The sequence below is a fragment of the Pseudonocardia lacus genome (assembly GCF_018531445.1).
Lineage (GTDB): Bacteria > Actinomycetota > Actinomycetes > Mycobacteriales > Pseudonocardiaceae > Pseudonocardia > Pseudonocardia lacus.
This window is the reverse complement of the sequence record NZ_JAHDTH010000178.1, coordinates 1-17,491: the sequence shown is the minus strand read 5'-3', so window position 1 is coordinate 17,491 and position 17,491 is coordinate 1. Positions and strand designations below refer to the sequence as shown.

14 protein-coding genes and 1 pseudogene are annotated in these 17,491 nt (G+C 74.1%); 4 read left to right on the top strand and 11 right to left on the bottom strand.

The window, feature by feature from the left end; all coding sequences use genetic code 11:
- From KIK08_RS29375 to KIK08_RS29360, 4 genes are all read right to left on the bottom strand, one after another.
- A partial coding sequence (locus KIK08_RS29375) for an IS110 family transposase (RefSeq protein ID WP_214406539.1) occupies positions 1-755 on the bottom strand: 755 nt, incomplete at its 3' end.
- A 168-nt stretch (positions 756-923) separates the two neighbouring features.
- Positions 924-4,835, bottom strand: coding sequence for a vitamin B12-dependent ribonucleotide reductase (locus tag KIK08_RS29370; RefSeq protein WP_214406538.1), 3,912 nt, complete (start codon positions 4,833-4,835; stop codon positions 924-926).
- A 116-nt stretch (positions 4,836-4,951) separates the two neighbouring features.
- Positions 4,952-5,410 carry a transcriptional regulator NrdR gene (gene nrdR / locus KIK08_RS29365; protein ID WP_214406537.1) on the bottom strand — a complete coding sequence of 153 codons (459 nt, stop codon included), beginning with the start codon at positions 5,408-5,410 and terminating at the stop codon, positions 4,952-4,954.
- 147 nt (positions 5,411-5,557) lie between these two features.
- Positions 5,558-6,028, bottom strand: coding sequence for a hypothetical protein (locus KIK08_RS29360; protein WP_214406536.1), 471 nt, complete (start codon positions 6,026-6,028; stop codon positions 5,558-5,560).
- 718 nt (positions 6,029-6,746) lie between these two features.
- Between KIK08_RS29360 and lexA the strand changes: the two genes are divergently transcribed.
- On the top strand, positions 6,747-7,505 hold the full coding sequence (lexA, locus tag KIK08_RS29355; protein WP_214406535.1) for a transcriptional repressor LexA: 759 nt from the start codon (positions 6,747-6,749) through the stop codon (positions 7,503-7,505).
- A 125-nt stretch (positions 7,506-7,630) separates the two neighbouring features.
- On the opposite strand, the gene KIK08_RS29350 is transcribed toward lexA, so the two are convergent.
- The 3 genes from KIK08_RS29350 to KIK08_RS29340 form a co-directional block, all read right to left on the bottom strand.
- Positions 7,631-8,578, bottom strand: a complete 948-nt coding sequence (locus KIK08_RS29350) for a hypothetical protein (RefSeq protein WP_214406534.1) — start codon at positions 8,576-8,578, stop codon at positions 7,631-7,633.
- Positions 8,579-8,704: 126 nt separating this feature from the next.
- Complete coding sequence (gene hflX, locus KIK08_RS29345; protein WP_250558054.1) at positions 8,705-10,165, bottom strand: GTPase HflX; 1,461 nt, start codon at positions 10,163-10,165, stop codon at positions 8,705-8,707.
- 8 nt (positions 10,166-10,173) lie between these two features.
- A complete protein-coding gene (locus KIK08_RS29340) occupies positions 10,174-10,746 on the bottom strand; it encodes an ArsR/SmtB family transcription factor (protein WP_214406531.1) in 573 nt (190 codons plus the stop codon).
- An 83-nt stretch (positions 10,747-10,829) separates the two neighbouring features.
- Between KIK08_RS29340 and KIK08_RS29335 the strand changes: the two genes are divergently transcribed.
- Positions 10,830-12,083, top strand: coding sequence for an MFS transporter (locus tag KIK08_RS29335; RefSeq protein ID WP_214406530.1), 1,254 nt, complete (start codon positions 10,830-10,832; stop codon positions 12,081-12,083).
- An 89-nt stretch (positions 12,084-12,172) separates the two neighbouring features.
- On the opposite strand, the gene KIK08_RS29330 is transcribed toward KIK08_RS29335, so the two are convergent.
- Positions 12,173-13,120, bottom strand: a complete 948-nt coding sequence (locus KIK08_RS29330) for an oxidoreductase (protein ID WP_214406529.1) — start codon at positions 13,118-13,120, stop codon at positions 12,173-12,175.
- Positions 13,121-13,182: 62 nt separating this feature from the next.
- Between KIK08_RS29330 and KIK08_RS29325 the strand changes: the two genes are divergently transcribed.
- Complete coding sequence (locus KIK08_RS29325) at positions 13,183-13,776, top strand: TetR/AcrR family transcriptional regulator (RefSeq protein WP_214406528.1); 594 nt, start codon at positions 13,183-13,185, stop codon at positions 13,774-13,776.
- Between the two features lie 68 nt (positions 13,777-13,844).
- Here KIK08_RS29325 and dapF read toward each other — a convergent pair whose 3' ends face one another.
- From dapF to KIK08_RS29310, 3 genes are read right to left on the bottom strand one after another with little or no spacing between them, the layout of a single operon-like run.
- A complete protein-coding gene (gene dapF, locus KIK08_RS29320; protein WP_214406527.1) occupies positions 13,845-14,681 on the bottom strand; it encodes a diaminopimelate epimerase in 837 nt (278 codons plus the stop codon).
- A gap of 42 nt (positions 14,682-14,723) precedes the next feature.
- A complete protein-coding gene (gene miaA, locus KIK08_RS29315) occupies positions 14,724-15,638 on the bottom strand; it encodes a tRNA (adenosine(37)-N6)-dimethylallyltransferase MiaA (protein ID WP_214406526.1) in 915 nt (304 codons plus the stop codon).
- Complete coding sequence (locus KIK08_RS29310) at positions 15,635-16,357, bottom strand: class III extradiol ring-cleavage dioxygenase family protein (RefSeq protein WP_250558055.1); 723 nt, start codon at positions 16,355-16,357, stop codon at positions 15,635-15,637. The genes miaA and KIK08_RS29310 overlap by 4 nt, the downstream gene beginning before the upstream one ends.
- A 411-nt stretch (positions 16,358-16,768) precedes the next feature.
- On the opposite strand from KIK08_RS29310, the pseudogene KIK08_RS29305 reads away from it, so the two are divergent.
- A pseudogene (locus KIK08_RS29305) lies at positions 16,769-17,491 on the top strand (hypothetical protein); the annotation flags it as partial.

The following is a 17,491-nucleotide window of genomic DNA, read 5'->3' as shown; positions in this document are numbered from 1 at the left end:
AACCGGCGCCAGTCACACACCTCCGAGGCCAGGGTCAGCGCACCGAGGTGGGTGATCCCGCGGTAGGCACCCAGCCGGGCCACCGGGTCGGCGAACGGAGCCCGGTCGAACCAGCCGATCAGGTCGGCGTCGATCGCGGCGACCGCGGCCTCCCGCGCGGTCAGCGTGGCCCGGTAATGCCCGAACGTCGCGGTCAAGGCCGGATCGTCGAAGCGCTGCGCGGCGATCCACCCTTGATGCTTCATCGTCGGGTTGTCCCCGCCGCGCCAGACCCGGCCATGGCGCAACAGGAACTTCCCCAACCGGTGCCGCGCCCGGGTCTGATCGATCACCATGTCCGCCCGGGCCCGGCACAGATCCCGCACCGCCTCCTCCGCGACGGTGGGCACCCGGATCGCGACCAACTCCCCAGCACGGTGCAGCCGCGCCAGCCGCCGGGCATCACGGCGGTCGGTCTTGACCCGATCACCCGGGGCGGTCGGGATCAACGACGGCGCGATCACCTCACAACCCACCCCCAACGCGGTCAACAGCCGGGCCAGCTCATAGCCGGTCGGGCCGGCCTCGTAACACGCCCGGACCCGCCGCGGATCATCGAACCGGGCGATCAACCCGCGCACCGCGTCCTCATCGGAGGAGATCTTGTCCACCACCGCGGTCTCCGCGCCCGGCTCCAAGATCCCCGCCGAGATCGTGTTCTTGTGCACGTCCAACCCGAGATGGACCACACCATGATCACGTACAACACTGGACATGACGGCCGGCTCCTTCCGTATGTGGCAACTTCCGCCTCAGGGTGGACGACCCACGCAAGATGCGGAACGCGCCGGCCGTTCCATGCTGACTGACCGGGAGCCAGCCGTCCGGGAACAAGGAGGTGCCCCCATCCCGGGGGATGGGGGCACCTCCGAGCAATCACGGCGTCAGCTGCAGCCGCTGGTGGAGCCGCAGCCCTCGCAGACGTAGCAGGACCCGGCGGGACGCATCTTGGTGCCGCAGGTCATGCACAGCGGCGCGTCGGCCGCCTTGCCCAGGTGCAGCTCGAGCAGCTCGGTGGAGCTGCCGACCTCGGGCGGGGCCGGGGTGACCGCCTTCGACGAGCTCGCCGGGGTGGCGGCGACGCTGGTCTGCAGGGCCTCCATGTCGACGTCGCCGTAGTTCTCGGCCACCTGCGCGGTGCGCTCGTCGGCGGAGAAGATGCCGAGCTGCGCGCGCTTGTCGTAGGGCAGGTGGTCGAGCGCGAGGCGGCGGAACAGGTAGTCCAGCACGCTGGTGGCGATCCGGACGTCCGGGTCGTCGGTCATGCCGGCCGGCTCGAAGCGCAGGTTGGAGAACTTCGAGACGTAGAACTCCAGTGGGATGCCGTACTGCAGGCCCACCGAGATCGACATCGAGAAGGCGTCCATCACGCCGGCCAGCGTGGAGCCCTGCTTGCCGAGCTTGACGAAGATCTCGCCGAGGCCGTCGTCGGGGTAGGAGCCCGCGGTCAGGTAGCCCTCGGCGCCGCCCACGGTGAACGACACGGTCTCGCTGGGGCGCTTCTTCGGCAGCCGGCGGCGCACCGGGCGGGCCTCGACGACCGGGGCGGCTTCATTCTCCCCCGCGGCCTTGGCCGACTTGCCGGCCGAGAGCGGCTGGCCGACCTTGCAGTTGTCGCGGTAGATGGCCAGCGCCTTCAGGCCCATCCGCCAGCCGTCGAGGTAGACCTTCTCGACGTCCTCGACGGTGGCCGACTCCGGCATGTTCACCGTCTTGGAGATCGCCCCGGACAGGAACGGCTGCACCGCGGCCATCATCCGGACGTGGCCCATGGGGGCGATGGAGCGCTGCCCCATGGCGCAGTCGAACACCTCGTAGTGCTCGGGGCGCAGGCCGGGCGCGTCGATCACGTGGCCGTGCTCGCCGATGTACTCGACGATCGCCTCGATCTGCTCGGCCTGGTAGCCGAGGCGGGCCAGCGCCCGCGGCACGGTCTGGTTGACGATCTGCATGGACCCGCCGCCGACCAGCTTCTTGAACTTGACCAGGGCCAGGTCGGGCTCGATGCCGGTGGTGTCGCAGTCCATCATCAGGCCGATGGTGCCGGTGGGGGCGAGCACCGAGGCCTGCGCGTTGCGCCAGCCGTTGCGCGTGCCGGTGGCCAGGCCCTCCTGCCAGGCGGCGGTGGCCAGCCGGTTGATGGGGGCGCTCGCCGGCAGGGTGCGCATGTCGTCGTTGGCGGCGGCGTGCTTGCGCATGACCCGCTGGTGGGACTCGGCGTTGCGGGCGTAGCCCTCGTAGGGGCCGACCACGCCGGCCAGCTCGGCGGAGCGCTTGTAGGCGGCGCCGGTCATCAGGGAGGTGATCGCCGCGGCCAGCGCGCGGCCGCCGTCGGAGTCGTAGGCGTGGCCGCTGGCCATGAGCAGGGCGCCCAGGTTGGCGTAGCCGATGCCCAGCTGGCGGAACCGGCGGGTGGTCTCGCCGATCGGCTCGGTGGGGAAGTCGGCGAAGCAGATGGAGATGTCCATCGCGGTGATGATCAGCTCGACGGCCTTCTGGAACCGGACGCCGTCGAACGTGCCGTCCTCGCCGAGGAACGTCAGCAGGTTGAGCGAGGCGAGGTTGCAGCTGGAGTTGTCCAGGTGCATGTACTCCGAGCACGGGTTGGACGCGGAGATGCGCCCGGACTCCGGGCAGGTGTGCCAGTCGTTGATGACGCCGTCGTACTGGATGCCGGGGTCCGCGCACTCCCAGGCGGCCTGCGCGATGGTGCGGAACAGCTTCTTCGCCGAGACCTTCTCGATGACCTCACCGGTCATCCGGGCCCGCAGCCCGAACTCGCCGTCCTCCTCGACCGCCCGCATGAACTCGTCGGTCACCCGGATCGAGTTGTTCGCGTTCTGGTACTGCACGGAGGTGATGTCGGCGCCGCCGAGGTCCATGTCGAACCCGGCGTCGCGCAGCACCCGGACCTTGGCCTCCTCCTTGGCCTTGGTGAGCACGAACTCCTCGACGTCGGGGTGGTCGACGTCGAGGACGACCATCTTGGCCGCGCGCCGCGTGGCGCCGCCGGACTTGATGGTGCCGGCGCTGGCGTCGGCGCCGCGCATGAACGACACCGGGCCGGACGCGGTGCCGCCGGAGGACAGCAGCTCCTTGGACGAGCGGATGCGCGAGAGGTTGAGCCCGGCGCCGGAGCCGCCCTTGAAGATCAGGCCCTCCTCGCGGTACCAGTTGAGGATCGACTCCATCGTGTCGTCGACGGCGAGGATGAAGCAGTTGTGCACGCGTAGGCCGTCAGCGAGGAACTCGCCAGACTCGGTCTGGATGTCGTAGACCTCCAGCTCGCCGATCTCCTCGATCGCGGCGATCTGCAGCCGCTTCACGTCACGGGCCGGAAGACCCGGCAGGTCGAAGGACGCCTCGAGCTTGGCCTGCTTGACCGGATCGATGAAACCGATCTCGTCGGCGAAGATCCGGCGGTCACCGGCGGTCTGGATCCGGATCCCCCAGGTGCCGTGCCGGTCGGGACGCGGATCGATCCTGTGGCCTACCCGGGCGAAGATTCCGAACCGTCCGAGCAGGGACTGGATCCCGCGGACCAGCTTCTCGCTGATCATGTCCATGCCGACCAGCGTGGAGCGCTCCCGGCTGGAGACGTAGCCCTCGGCCTGGAAGATGCTGCGCAAGTAGCAGGCGACTTCGGGCAGCGGCGCCGTGAACAAGCGCTGCGGCACGACCATGTCGACACCGCGGTTCCGCAACCCCCAGCGCTCGACGAACTCGGTCAGGCCCGCACCGTAGAGCCGGGTGCGACGACAGTCGAGCGAGACGTCCTGGGTGACGACCTTGCGCTCGTGGCGGTGCACCCCGGGGAATACGTCCTCGAGCATGCTGGTGACCCACTCGCGCTCCGCGTCCGTGACCGTCATGGCCTCGATCGTCAGCGACCGGTTCGTCCCGCTCTCGTACTGACCGACGAATCCGTCGGACTGCAGCCAACCGGCGAGAGCAGCCTCGGCGAGGCCCTTCACCTCGATCACGGACTCGCCGTACGAGTGCGTGCGGTGCCATTCGAGGGTGTCACCGGACCGCAGGGTGCCGGCCTCGACCCACCGGCCGGTGCCCGCTCCGGTGCTCTTCCAGACGACGTGGTCGGGAGTGACGTCGAGCTGGTGACCCGACTTGGTGTGGATGCGGATGACGTCGCGGATCCCGTTGGCCTTGGTGGCCACGACACTCGTCAGGCCATGGGCGTCGAACAGCTTGGTGCCCACCGCGTCGTTCCCGACCAGTTCCCCGATCGGCACGAGTCCGGCGGGCGTGTTCACCAGGGAGGAGTAGGGAAGGCACGCCGAGACCTGCTGGGGCGAAGAGGTGCCGACGTTGAACCAGACCGGCGAGTTGAACGAGAAGACCTGGTGCAGCAGCATCCAGGCGAGCTCGTGCTCGAAGACCTCGGCGTCGGCCTCGGTGGCGAAGTAGCCGTTCTCGGTGCCGGAGCGGCGGTACACCTTGACCACGCGGTCGATCAGCTGGCGCAGGCTGGACTCGCGCTGCGGGGAGCCGACGGCGCCGCGGAAGTACTTGCTGGTGACGATGTTGGTGGCGTTGACCGACCACGAGCTGGGGAACTCCACGCCCCGCTGCTCGAAGTTGACCGTGCCGTCGCGCCAGTTGGTCATGACGACGTCGCGCCGTTCCCAGGTGACCTCGTCGTAGGGGTGCACACCGGGCGTGGTGTGGATCCGCTCGACGGTGAGGCCCGGCCCGGTGGGGGCCGCGGCGGGCTTGGCGCCCTTGGCGGCCTTGCGGCGACCTGTCGCTGCTGCGGCGGGCTCGACGGTTTCGGTCATGGACGTTCCTCTTTTCCTGCTCGGCGGGCTGGGGCCCCGCCGGTGCCACGGTCGCTCTGGGGTGCGGTCGCGGACGGATCTGGTGGATGGAGGCGGTGCGGCGGAACCGAGGTCCGTCAGGTGGGGCCGCCTGCGGCGGCGCGCAGGTCGGCGATCTCCTTCTCGAAGTCCTCGATGGAGGAGAACGACCGGTAGACGCTCGCGAAGCGCAGGTAGGCCACCTCGTCGAGCTCTCGCAACGGGCCCAGGATGGCCAGCCCGACCTCGTGGCTGGGGATCTCGGCGGTGCCGTTGGTGCGCACCGCCTCCTCCACGCGGTGCGCCAGCTTCTGCAGGGCGTCCTCGTCGACCGGGCGACCCTGGCAGGCCCGGCGGACCCCGCTGACGACCTTGTCGCGATTGAACGGCTCCGTCACACCGCTGCGCTTGAGGACGGCCAGGACCGCTTCCTCGACGGTGGTGAAGCGGCGCCCGCACTCGGCGCAGGAGCGCCGGCGACGGGTGGCCTTGCCGTCCTCGACCTCGCGGGAGTCGATGACGCGGCAGTCGGAGTTGCGGCAGAACGGGCAACGCACGAGCGACCCCTCCCCGATGCACGGCGTGGCCACACGGACTCGCGCCTGACGAACGAGTCGAGTCTAACCACAACATGTAGGGGTGGGGGAAGCCGGAGACCCCATAAGTGCGATGTGAGCGCCGAGTGGTAGACGGCGCGCGCAGCGTCAGCCGATGGTCACGCGCAGCGTCTGGCCCGCCTGCACCCGGACCGTGGACAGGTCGTTGTCGGCGATGATCCGCTCGGCGAGGGCACCCAGCTCGGGGCCGGTCGCCGAGGGCAGCACGGCCTCCGCGACCTCCCAGACCGTGCCGTCGGACCCGACGGTGACCGTGATCGCGTCGCCGGACCGCACGGCGGCCGGGCCGGCCACCGGGGCGGGCGCCCCCCGCGACTCCGACACCGCGCCGGCCACCAGCCCGAGCAGCACCACCGCCGTGGCCGTCGTGGCGGCCAGCGCGGCCGTGACCAGCGCGCGCTGCACCCACGAGGCCACCGGCACCGCCGGGAGGACGACGCGGCGGACGAGGACCCGCTGCCCGGCCCGGCGGGGCGCCCCCAACAGCGACGAGCGCAGCAGGGCCATGGCCGACGAGCGCCGCACGACCGGCGGCGAGGCGGGCCGGGCGGGCTGCACGGGGCGGACGCCGACGGGGACGACCCCGGGCCGCGCCGGCCAGGGACCCCGGGGCACGCGGCGCCCGCCGAGCCCGGCCCGCCGTATCCGCGATGGCTGTTCGGTGATGTCGTGACCGCGCATCTCGCCGCCTCCGCCCTTCCCGCTCACCGTGTGGTTCACGACCGTTCGATCCAAACAGGTGTTCGAATGACCGTCGGACGATGTCTACCACCGCGCACCGACAGAATCGAGAATCGAGGGCGTGTCGTTCGAACATGCGTTTGGCGACAGCGCCGATCGGGGCTACCGTCGTACCGACGGCGGTAGCCCGCGCACACCGGCGGTGACGGCCACGGAGTCCACCGTGGACCGTTCTCCCCGCCGGCGCACCGGGCTCCGACGACATCTGCCACACCCGGACAACGACCACGGACCGGCAGCGACACGGTCACGACACGGTCACGCCGGCCGCCGTCGGGGCGATGTCCCGGCACCCGCCGTGACCACGAGGGAGCCGACAGCACCACCGCACGACGGCACAGCGATACGGCACGCAGCAGAACGGCACAGCAGAACGGCACAGCACGACCCGCGGCACGACGTCGCGGGAGCACGACGGAGGCGGCGCCACGCGACGGCGCCGCACGACGAGTCCGAGGGCGCGGCGCGGGAGACACGGCGCCGCAGCACGACCTCCGGGACAGCCGTCCCGGTCGACACGAGGAGGCCACAACAGATGGCACGGGACGAGCCCGGCCCGGGTCCCGGCGACGACGCCGAGCCCACCCCGGCAGCGAAGCCGGCCACCGCCCGCACCGCCAAGGTCAGCGCGTTCCCCGATCCGCCGGTCGAACCGGCCGGGCTGACCCCGCGCCAGCGCAAGGTGCTCGCCGTCATCCGCGACTGGGTGGACCGCTTCGGCTACCCGCCCAGCGTCCGCGAGATCGGCGACGCCGTCGGGCTGACCTCCACCTCATCGGTCCACCACCAGTTGCGCACCCTGGAGCGCAAGGGGTACCTGCGCCGCGACCCGAACCGCACCCGCGCGGTCGACGTGCGCGCTCCCGAGGACGAGAGCGCGTCCGCCGCCCCCGCGTCCGGCGCGCCGGACGGGCGCCCCACCCCGGCCTTCGTGCCGCTGCTCGGCGACATCGCCGCCGGTGGTCCGATCCTGGCCGAGCAGGCCGTGCAGGACGTGTTCCCGCTGCCGAGGGAGATCGTCGGCGAGGGCGAGCTATTCCTGCTCAACGTCCGCGGCGACTCGATGGTCGAGGCCGCGATCACCGACGGCGACTGGGTCGTGGTCCGCCAGCAGCCGGTCGCGGAGAACGGCGAGATCGTCGCCGCCATGATCGACGGCGAGGCCACGGTGAAGACGTTCAAGCGCCGCGACGGGCACAACTGGCTGATGCCGGCCAACCCGGCCTACGACCCGATCCCCGGCGACGACGCCAGCATCCTCGGGCGGGTCGTGGCGGTGCTGCGCCGGCTCTGAGTCGGCCCTGAGTCGGCCCTGAGTCGGCCCTGAGTCGGCCCTGAGTCGGCCCTGAGTCGGCCCTGAGTCGGCCCTGAGTCGGCCTGAGCCGCACCGCTCTCGGTCCACCTGCCCCGGCTCCGCCCTCAGCGGCGGCGTCGGGGCAGGCTCATCGCGACGATCCCGGCGAGCAGCACGCCCACCACGACGGCGCCGCCCAGCGCGGCCGGCAGCCCCGGCGACGGCGGGTCGTCCGCTCCGTCGGCGGCGGCGTCCGGCTCCGAGGCGGGGGCAGGGGCAGGGGCCGTCCCGTCGTCCGGCGGGGGCACGGCACCGGGCGCGGTGGCCGTCACCAGCCCGGCGACCCCCTCGACCACCCGCACCTCGCCGGGCACCCCGTTGCGGGTCTCCGAGCCGGACACGAGGTCGCCCGCGGGGGTGAAGGCGATGGCCTCGCCCTGCGGCTCGTCGGGCAGCGGGACCTGCAGCGGCGGTCCGCCCGCCAGCAGCGCGGCCACCGGGTCGCCGTCGGGAGCCGGGTAGAGCCAGGCGTCGGTGTAGCTGCGCAGCGCCACGACGCGGCCGTCGTGGGTGGCCGCGGCCCCGGTGACCATGCGCGAGCCGAAACCGCCCAGCGGCCCGCCCCGCGTGGCGGACGACGGCAGCGAGATCTTCCCCACCAGCTCCAGCGGCGTCGGGCCGACGCCCTCGGGCGGTCGGGCGGTGCGGTACACCTCGGCCGTGCCGACCACCTTGGTCACCACGACCGGGCGGCCCTGCGGGTCGACCAGCAGCGCTTCCGCGTTGCGGGCACCGTCGGGGTAGGTGAGCCGGTGCAGCCGCGGCTCGCCGTCGACCGGCACCACGATCACCGCGATCGTCTCCCGGGAGCGCGCGTTGTCGCCGGTGTCGGCGATCCAGATCGCGCCGTCGGGGCCCCGGGCCAGGTCCTCGGCGTCGTTGGGGTCGATGTCGACCCTGCGCGTGTCGGTGACGGCGCAGTCGTCCGCGTCGAGGGCCCCGCCCATGCTGTGCAGCTCCACCCGGCGGCCGCTGTCGTTCAGGGCGACAACGGCCCTCCCGTCGACGACCATGCCGGACAGCTCGCCGAGGTCGTCGGCGGCGACGGCGCAGTGGGTCCGCGGGGGTGGCGGGACGCCCGGCGCGCCGGCCAGCGCCAGGGCGCCGGCCAGCAGGAGCGCGATCAGCGCCGGCCCCGGTCAGCGGGCGCCGGTCGCCCCGGGCCCTCCGGCCAGCGCGTAGGGCAGCACGGCCGAGGCCAGCTCGGCGCCCACCCGCGCGTGCATGCGGGTGCCCTCCGGGGTGTGCTCCTCGGAGACCACCTCGCCCTCGGAGTGCACGCGGGCCACGAGCGAGCCCTCCGCGTACGGGACCAGCAGCTCGACGTCGACCTCCGGCCGCGGGAGCAGCTCGGCGATGCGGGCGCGGAGCTTGTCGACGCCCTCGCCGCCGCGCGCGGAGACGAACACCGCGTCGGGCAGCAGGTGGCGCAGCCGGGCGAGCTGCAGGTCGCCGGCGGCGTCGGTCTTGTTGACCACCAGCAGCTCGCGCGGCATGGTGCCGTCGCGGTCCTCGCCGATCTCCACCAGCACCTGGCGGACCGCCTTGATCTGCTCCTCGGGCAGCGCGTCGGAGGCGTCGACGACGTGCACGAGCAGGTCGGCGTCGGCGGTCTCCTCCAGGGTGGAGCGGAACGCCTCGACGAGCTGGTGGGGCAGGTGCCGGACGAAGCCGACGGTGTCGGTGAGGGTGTAGGTGCGCCCGTCGGTGGTGCTGGTCCGGCGGGTGGTCGGGTCGAGGGTGGCGAACAGCGCGTCCTCGACCAGCACGCCGGCCCCGGTCAGGGCGTTGAGCAGGCTCGACTTGCCGGCGTTGGTGTAGCCGACGATCGCCACCGAGGGCACCTCGTGGCGGCGGCGCTCGCCGCGCTGGGTCTCGCGGACCTGGCGCATCGCGGCGATCTCGCGGCGCAGCTTGGACATCCGGCTGCGGATGCGCCGCCGGTCGAGCTCGATCTTGGTCTCACCGGGGCCGCGGCCGCCGATGCCGACGCCGCCCGCGGCGCGGCCACCGACCTGGCGGGACAGCGCCTCGCCCCAGCCGCGCAGGCGGGGCAGCAGGTAGGACAGCTGGGCCAGCTCGACCTGCGCCTTGCCGTCGCGCGAGCGGGCGTGCTGGGCGAAGATGTCCAGGATCAGCGCCGTCCGGTCGATGACCTTGACCTTGAGCTTGTCCTCCAGCTGGCGCAGCTGGCCGGGCGAGAGCTCGCCGTCGCAGATGACGGTGTCGGCGCCGGCTTCCTGGACGGCGTCGCGCAGCTCGTCGACCTTGCCCGTGCCGATGTAGGTGGCCGGGTCGGGGCGGGGCCTGCGCTGCACCAGGCCGTCGAGGACCTGGGAGCCGGCGGTCTCGGCGAGGCGGGCCAGCTCGGCCAGCGACGCGCGGGCCTGCTCGGCACTGCCCTCGGTCCAGACGCCGACCAGCACGACGCGCTCCAGGCGCAGCTGCCGGTACTCGACCTCGGTGACGTCGGTGAGCTCGGTGGACAGTCCGGCGACGCGGCGCAGCGAGCTGCGCTCCTCGAGCTCGTAGTCGCCGCGGGTGTCGCCGGGCGCCACGCGCGGGCCGGTGTTCGGGGTGGACAGGGCGGGTTCAGTCATCGTGGTAGTCATGCTCCCACGTCAACGCCGTCGGTGTCCGTTCTGTTTCCCACCGGGAACGTTCCGTTCCCCCCGGGGTACACGGACAGGTAGATCGCGATCGGCTCGCCGTCGCCGTCCGCCGGCAGGGCGGCGTAGCGCTGCAGGAGGGCGTCCAGGTCGGCCGTCAGGGCGGCCCGCCCGGCGGCGTCGAGCCGGACGACCAGCCGCACCTGGGTGAGCGCGGCGGCCCCGACGCCGGCGACCTCGTCGAGGTAGGCCCGCAGCATCGCCTCGGACCGCTCCGTTGGCGAGCCGAGCCCGGAGTCGTCGAGGTGCCAGGACAGGTCGGTCGCCCGGTAGGGGATCTCCTTGGCCCCGCGCGCGCCGCGCCGGGCGGGCAGCGCCTCCAGGAACCCGTGCCGGACGAGCTTGCGGACGTGGTGCAGCGTCGTCGCCGGGTCGCGGCCGAGCAGCGCGGCGATGCGGGCGTTGGTCAGCGGCTCGACCCGGGTCATCCGGATGATCCGCAGCCGGACGGTCGAGGCCAGCGCGGCGGCCTCGGCCTCGGTGGCGCGGCGGCGCTCCGGGGTGGCGGACATGGTCGACAGCGTAGGTGCGCACCCCGTTCGCCCGCGGCGAGAAGTGATTGACGGTTTCCAATCACTTCGCGCACGATGCGCCCATGACGAGCGGGCGAGCCACCCTGTGGCGCCACCACGACTTCCTGAAGCTGTGGACCGCGGAGACGGTCAGCCACGTCGGCACCACGATCGGCCAGCTCGCCGTCCCGCTGCTGGCCGCCACGGCGCTCGGCGCGACCCCCTGGGGGATGGGTCTGCTCACCGCGGCGACCACCGCGGCGTTCCTGCTGGTCGGGCTGCCCGCCGGGGCGCTGCTCGACCGGGTCCGCAAGCGCCCGGTGATGATCGCCGCCGACCTGGCCCGGTGCGCGCTGTTCGGGTCGGTCCCCCTGGCCTGGTGGCTCGACGCGCTCACCTTCGGCCACCTGCTGGTGGTCGCCCTGCTGGGCGGGGTGGCCACCGTGTTCTTCGACGTGGCCTACCAGTCCGTGCTGCCGGCGGTCGTCGGCCGCGAGGGCCTCGTGGAGGGCAACACCAAGCTGGAGTCGACGCGCGCCGCGGCGCACGCCGCCGGACCGGCGATGGGCGGCGGGCTGGTCCAGCTGGTCGGGGCGGCCGGTGCGGTGCTGCTCGACGCGCTGAGCTTCCTGGTCTCGGCCGCCGCGCTGGCCCTCATGCGCGGGCGGGAGGAGGTGGCCGCGCGCTCGGGCCGGACGCTGCGCGCCGAGATCGGCGAGGGCCTGCGCTACGTCCTGGGGCACCGGCTGCTGCGGGCCATCACTGCCTGCACCGGCACCGCCAACCTCTTCGGCGGCGCGCTGATGGCGGTGCAGGTGCTCTACCTGGCCACCGGCCTCGACCTGCCGGCCGCGGCGGTCGGCCTGGTGCTGTCCGCGGCCGGGGTGGCCGGGGTGGCCGGCGCGCTGACCGCGGGCTGGTGGATCCGCCGGCTCGGGCAGGCCCGGGTGGTGGTCGGCGCGCTGCTGGTCACCGGGCCCCCGCTGCTGCTGGTCGCGGCGGGCGATCCGGTGCTGTTCGCGGTCGGCCTCGCCGCGGAGTCCTACGGCGCCGTGCTCTACAACGTCGCCCAGGTCAGCTTCCGCCAGGCCATCTGCCCCGACCGGCTGCTGGGCCGGATGAACGCCAGCATCCGGTTCCTGGTCTGGGGCACCATCCCCGTGGGTGGACTGCTCGGCGGAGCGCTGGGCGAGCTGCTGGGACTGCGCGGCGCGCTGCTCGTCGCCGCCGTCGGCACGATGCTCGCCCCGCTGTGGCTGCTGCTCTCGCCGTTGCGCGGCCTGCGCGACCTGCCGGCCGCCGAGCCCGACGCCGAAGAGCTCGACGGACGGACCTGACCGGGTTCGGCCGACCGACTCCCACCCGTGCCGCACGAGCGCACACCCCCCGGGGCCGCGCTCGTGCACCCGCCAGCCGGAGAGGCGGATCAACCTCGATCTCGACCACGAGCTGCGGGTGGCGACGTCCTCCCGGGATGCGGACGACCGCCGGCGAGCGGGAACCGGGTCCCGGTGAGCCGCTCGGAGGCCTCCCAGAGCTGACCGGCGACGTCCGGGTCGCGCGCCGCCCCGGATCGATCGACCAGCACGGCCGGGCCGCGGACTCCGCCGAAGCGGCTCGGGCCGGCGAAGCTGCCGGCGGGGACGTCACCGACCGTGGCCAGCAGGGTCGGGAGAGCGCCGCTCTCGGGCCCGTGGGCGAGCAGGGCCGTGCCGACCGCCATGGCGGCATCGAGGAACCGGTTCCCGCTCGTCATCCGGAACCCCGTCGCCGCCCAGCCGGGGTGGGCGGAGGTGGCGATCACCGGTGAGCCGACGGCGGTCAGGCGGCGCTGCAGCTCGGCGGTGAACAGCAGGTTCGCCAACTTGGACTGCCCGTACGCCCCCCCGAACGGGCGGTACGGCCGCCGCTCCCAGTTCAGGTCGTCGAAGTCGACTCGCGCGGAGCGGTGCGCACTCGACGAGACGGTCACCACGCGCCCGGTGATGCGGTCGAGCAGCAGGTTCGTCAGCGCGAAGTGCCCGAGGTGGTTGGTCCCGAACTGGAGCTCGAAGCCGTCCGCGGTGCGCTGCGGCCGGCCGGTCATGGTGCCGGCATTGTTGATCAGGACGTCCACCGGGTGCCCGACGCCGTCGGCGAACTGCCGCACCGATGCCAGCGAAGCGAGGTCGAGCCGGCGGACCTCGACCTCGCCGCTCATCGCAGCGGCCGCCGCGCGACCCCTGTCCTGGTCCCGGACGGCGAGGACGACCCGCGCTCCCTTTCCGGCCAGTGCGGCGGCCGCCGCGCGGCCGATCCCGCTGCTGGCGCCGGTGATGACGACGGTTCGGCCGGTCTGGTCGGGTACCTGCGAGGCCGAGGCGAGTACGGGCATGCCCCGCAATGTATCCAGCGGTAACAATGTAGTCAACGGTTACATATCGGTAGACTGCGCGGATGTCGTCGGCCCGCCCGTACCACCACGGCAACCTGCGTCAGGCGGTACTGGATCGAGCCGCGGTGATGCTCCGCGACAAGGGCGCCGCCGAACTGTCGTTGCGGGCGCTCGCCGGCGAGATCGGCGTGACCCACGCCGCGCCGCGCCGGTACTTCCCCGACCGACAGGCGCTGCTCGACGCGCTCGCCGTCGAAGGCTTCGCCCGGCTCGGCGCCCGCCTGCGGGAGGCCGTGGCCGCCGCGCCGCAGTACCGACACCAGGTCCGCGCGGTCGCCGGCGCCTACGTCGACTTCACCGTCTCCGACGCGAACCTGGTCGAGTTGATGTTCGCGCACAAGCGCGGGGCGGAGGGCCCGACCGTCGCCCACAGCGCCGCCGCCGCGTTCGCGCCGATGCTGGAGATGTTCCGCCGTGGCCAGGCCGAGGGCCTGCTCCCGAGCGACGATCCGGAACGGACCGGGCTGATCTTCCTCGCCACCCTGCAGGGCGTGGCCAACCTCGTCAACTGCGGGGTCATCCCCGTCGATCAGCTCGAAGAACTGATCGACGACGCCGTCCTGCAGGTCCTGCGCACGACACAGGCGTCGACGTGAGTCGGGGCCCGGGCCTTCCGGCCGTGGCGTCGAGCCCGACGCCGCTCGACGGGCGGACCTGACCGGGTTCAGCCGACCGACTCCCACCAGCCGGGCGCCAGCTCGCCGTGCGCCACGAGCACCGCGGGTCCGTGCAGGACGGTCGTGCCGTCCCCGACGGTGACCCGCAGCCGCCCGCCCGGCGCCCGCACGGCCACCTCGCCGCCGTCCAGCCCGGCGTGGTGCAGCGCGGCCACCACCGCGGCCACCGTGCCCGTGCCGCACGAGCGCGTCTCCCCCACGCCGCGCTCGTGCACCCGCATCGCGACCTCGCCCCCACCGGCACCGCCCTCGATCGGGGAGACGAACTCGACGTTCACCCCGTGCGGGAACAGCGCCGGGTCGTGGCCCGGGGGCACGCTCAGGTCGAGCGCGTCGATCGGCGACCCGGTGACGCAGGCCAGGTGCGGGTTGCCGACGTCGACGGCCACCCCGGGGAACGCCTCGCCGTCGACGCTGGCCGTGCTCGTCTCGCCGACCGCGGCCGGGCCCATGTCGACCGAGACCTCGGCGCCGTCGAGCACCACGGTGCGCACGCCGCCGCGGGTGCCGATGGGCACCGGGCCGTCGCCGAGCCAGCCCGCGTGCGCGAGGTAGCGGGCGAACACCCGCACGCCGTTGCCGCACATCTCGGCCACGCTGCCGTCGGCGTTGCGGTAGTCCATGAACCACTCGACGTCCGGCGCGGCGGCCGGGCCGTCGCCGAGGGCGGCCCAGCGCACCACGCGCAGCACGCCGTCGGCGCCCAGGCCGCGCCTGCGGTCGCACAGCGCGGCCACCCTGGCCGGGGTCAGGTCGAGCTCACCGTCGGGGTCGGGGAGCACCACGAAGTCGTTCTCGGTGCCGTGTCCCTTGCTGAACCGCACGTCAGCGAGCCTACGGGGCCACGCCCGCCGCCGGTCGACCCGTCACCGCGCCGCGGTGGCCGCGAGGTGGCGCAGCGCGCGCCCGGTCAGGTCGGGGGCGGCGCCGTCGAGCCAGTGGATGCGCTTGTCCCGCCGGAACCACGAGCGCTGCCGGCGGACGAACCGGCGGGTGGCCAGCACCGTCGACGCGGCCGCCGCGCCCAGGTCGCCGCCGCCGTCGAGGGCGCCGAGGACCTGCTGGTAGCCCAGGGCCCGGGAAGCGGTCAGGCCCTCGCGCAGCCCGGGCAGCAGGCCGCGGGTCTCCTCGACGATCCCGGCGGCGAACATCCGGGCGACCCGCCGGGCGATCCGCACGTCGAGCTCGGCGGTGTCGCGGTCCACCCCCAGCAGCACGGCGCCGTAGCGCGGCACCCCGTCGGTGCGCAGCCGGGCCGGGAAGGGACGACCGGTGAGCGCGACGACCTCCAGCGCCCGGACGATGCGGCGCCCGTTGGAGGCCAGCACGACCTGCGCCGCGGCCGGGTCGACCGCGGCCAGCCTGGCGTGCAGGGCGTGCGGTCCCAGCCGGTCGAGCTCGTCCTCCAGCTCAGCGCGCAGCCGCGGGTCGGTGCCGGGGAACTCCAGCTCGTCCAGCACGGCCTGCACGTACAGGCCCGACCCGCCGGTCAGCACCGGCGTGCGGCCCGCCGCGATCAGCTCCTCGACGACCGCCCGGGCCCGGACCTGGTAGTCCGCGACGGAGGCGGTCTCGGTGACGTCGAGGACGTCGAGGAGGTGGTGCGGCACGCCGGCCCGCTCGGTGGCGGTGAGCTTGGCCGTGCCGACGTCGAGCCCGCGGTAGAGCTGCATCGCGTCGGCGTTGACCACCTCGCCGCCCAGCTCCCGGGCCAGCTCGACGCCCAGGTCGGACTTGCCGGTCGCGGTGGGGCCCACGACGGCCACCAGGCCGGTCGTCACCGCGGGGTCCAGACGGCCACGTGGTAGGCCACCCCGAACGGCGCCGAGGAGTGCAGCAGCTCGCCCCGCCAACCGCGGCCGACCGCGGCCCCGGCCAGCACCTGCCACGGTGCCCGCCCGGCGACCAGCAGGTCGACGGCGAGGTCCGGGTCGAGCGCGGCGAGTGCGGCGGCGTCCGCGTCGCGGAGCGCGGCCGAGGCGGCGGCGTCGAACGGCGCGGCCCGCTCGTCGAGGTGGCCAGGAGCGCGTTCGGTGTGCGTGGCTGCCCCGTCGCCGAGCACCAGCAGGGCGACCGATCCCTGGTCGGCGGCGCACTCCGCGGCGAGGTCGGCGCCCACCGCCGCGCAGGCCGCGGGCGGCGCGTCGGGGGCGACCAGCTCCCCCCTGATCCGCACCCGCGCCCGGACCTGGCCGGCGGCCCAGCCGGCCACCAGCAGCGGCAGCGGCAGGTGCGGGTCGGTCGGGTCGGCCGCACCCGTCCCGGTGGTGTCCAGCGCTGCCCCGACGTCCACCCCGAAGCCGATGAAGCTGCCCCGCGCGGAGGGCGGCACGGTCCGGCGGCCCCCCGCGTCGGCGCCCACCGCGATCCAGCGCGGCGCCGCCGCTGCCAGCCGGGCGACCGCCGCGAGGCAGGCCGCCCGCAGCTGCGCCGTCTCGGCGGCGGCGCCGGTGGCCAGCTCCGGCACCAGCAACGGCGGCTCGGGCAGAACCGCGACCATCGACAGCACCGCCGCAGGCTAGACGAGAGGATCGGATCGGATCCCCCACCGGCTCCGACCGCCGATCACCACCCGGTCCACGACCGGGGTCGGCCCCGCCGGTCGAGTCGATCACCCACGCGATCCCCCACCACCCGAACGTGACATCACCCTCACCGAGCGCCACCGGACCGGGTGCCTCCCCGGTGCCGCCGCGTGGCCCCGAGCGGGACCCTCCGCATGGCGGCTCGCCGACCGGGACCGGCCGCTGGGCTGCGTCGACCCCGTCAAGCTGATGCCCGGCACCCGCTCCACCTGCTTGAATCGCCTGCACGGCCCACCGGCGCGGACGACCGGCGGAGCCGACGTGCACGGCCCCGGCCTCCCGACCGGGGCGCCCACCCAGGTGGGCCGAACGGAAAGGACCGAACGGTGTCGGATCAGCGGCTCACCGAGCAGCACGGAGCTGGGCAGGACGCCAGCCAGGACACCACCGCGGCGGGCGGGAACGCCGACAGCACCCCGCCTGCCGGCGCGGGGTCGCAGGGAGCGCCCGCCGTCGAGGACGCGGGCAGCGCCGCCGAGGCGCAGGCCGCCCCGGGCTCGCCCGCGGACACCGAGCCCGCCCCGGCGGAACCCGCGGACACCGCGACGGCCGAGCCGTCCGCGCCCACGGCGCAGGACCCGGCCGACACCGCGGACACCGCGGACACCGCGGACACCGCGGACACCGAGCAGGCGGGCACGGCGACGAACACCACGCCGCCGAGCACTGCCGCCGCCTCGCCGCCCGACACCGGCACCGCCACACCGACGGACACCGCCGACACCACGCCCGCGGACACCGCCGACACCACGCCCGCGGACACCGGCAACGCCACACCGACGGACACCGCGACGACGGATCTCGCCGACGCCGCGCCCGCGGACACCGCGGACACCGCACCGGTCGCCCCGGGGACAGCCGAGGAGACCGGGCCGGCCGCGCCCGGGTCACCCATCGGGTCACCCGCGGCCAGCGGTGCCCCCGCCCCCGACCAGCCCGCTGCCGACACCGCGCCGGCGGACACCGCGACAACGGATCCCGCCGACGCCGCGCCCGCACACCTCGCCGAGGCACCGGCCGACCCCGGCGCAGCCGAGCCGACCGGGCCT

Bases quoted from the DNA above. Each gene is read 5' to 3' on its own strand.
- KIK08_RS29370 (WP_214406538.1), bottom strand. From the start codon at position 4,835: ATGACCGAAACCGTCGAGCCCGCCGCAGCAGCGACAGGTCGCCGCAAG.
- lexA (WP_214406535.1), top strand. From the start codon at position 6,747: ATGGCACGGGACGAGCCCGGCCCGGGTCCCGGCGACGACGCCGAGCCC.
- KIK08_RS29350 (WP_214406534.1), bottom strand. From the start codon at position 8,578: ATGGTCGTCGACGGGAGGGCCGTTGTCGCCCTGAACGACAGCGGCCGC.
- hflX (WP_250558054.1), bottom strand. From the start codon at position 10,165: ATGACTGAACCCGCCCTGTCCACCCCGAACACCGGCCCGCGCGTGGCG.
- KIK08_RS29340 (WP_214406531.1), bottom strand. From the start codon at position 10,746: ATGTCCGCCACCCCGGAGCGCCGCCGCGCCACCGAGGCCGAGGCCGCC.
- KIK08_RS29335 (WP_214406530.1), top strand. From the start codon at position 10,830: ATGACGAGCGGGCGAGCCACCCTGTGGCGCCACCACGACTTCCTGAAG.
- KIK08_RS29330 (WP_214406529.1), bottom strand. From the start codon at position 13,120: ATGCCCGTACTCGCCTCGGCCTCGCAGGTACCCGACCAGACCGGCCGA.
- KIK08_RS29325 (WP_214406528.1), top strand. From the start codon at position 13,183: ATGTCGTCGGCCCGCCCGTACCACCACGGCAACCTGCGTCAGGCGGTA.
- KIK08_RS29310 (WP_250558055.1), bottom strand. From the start codon at position 16,357: ATGGTCGCGGTTCTGCCCGAGCCGCCGTTGCTGGTGCCGGAGCTGGCC.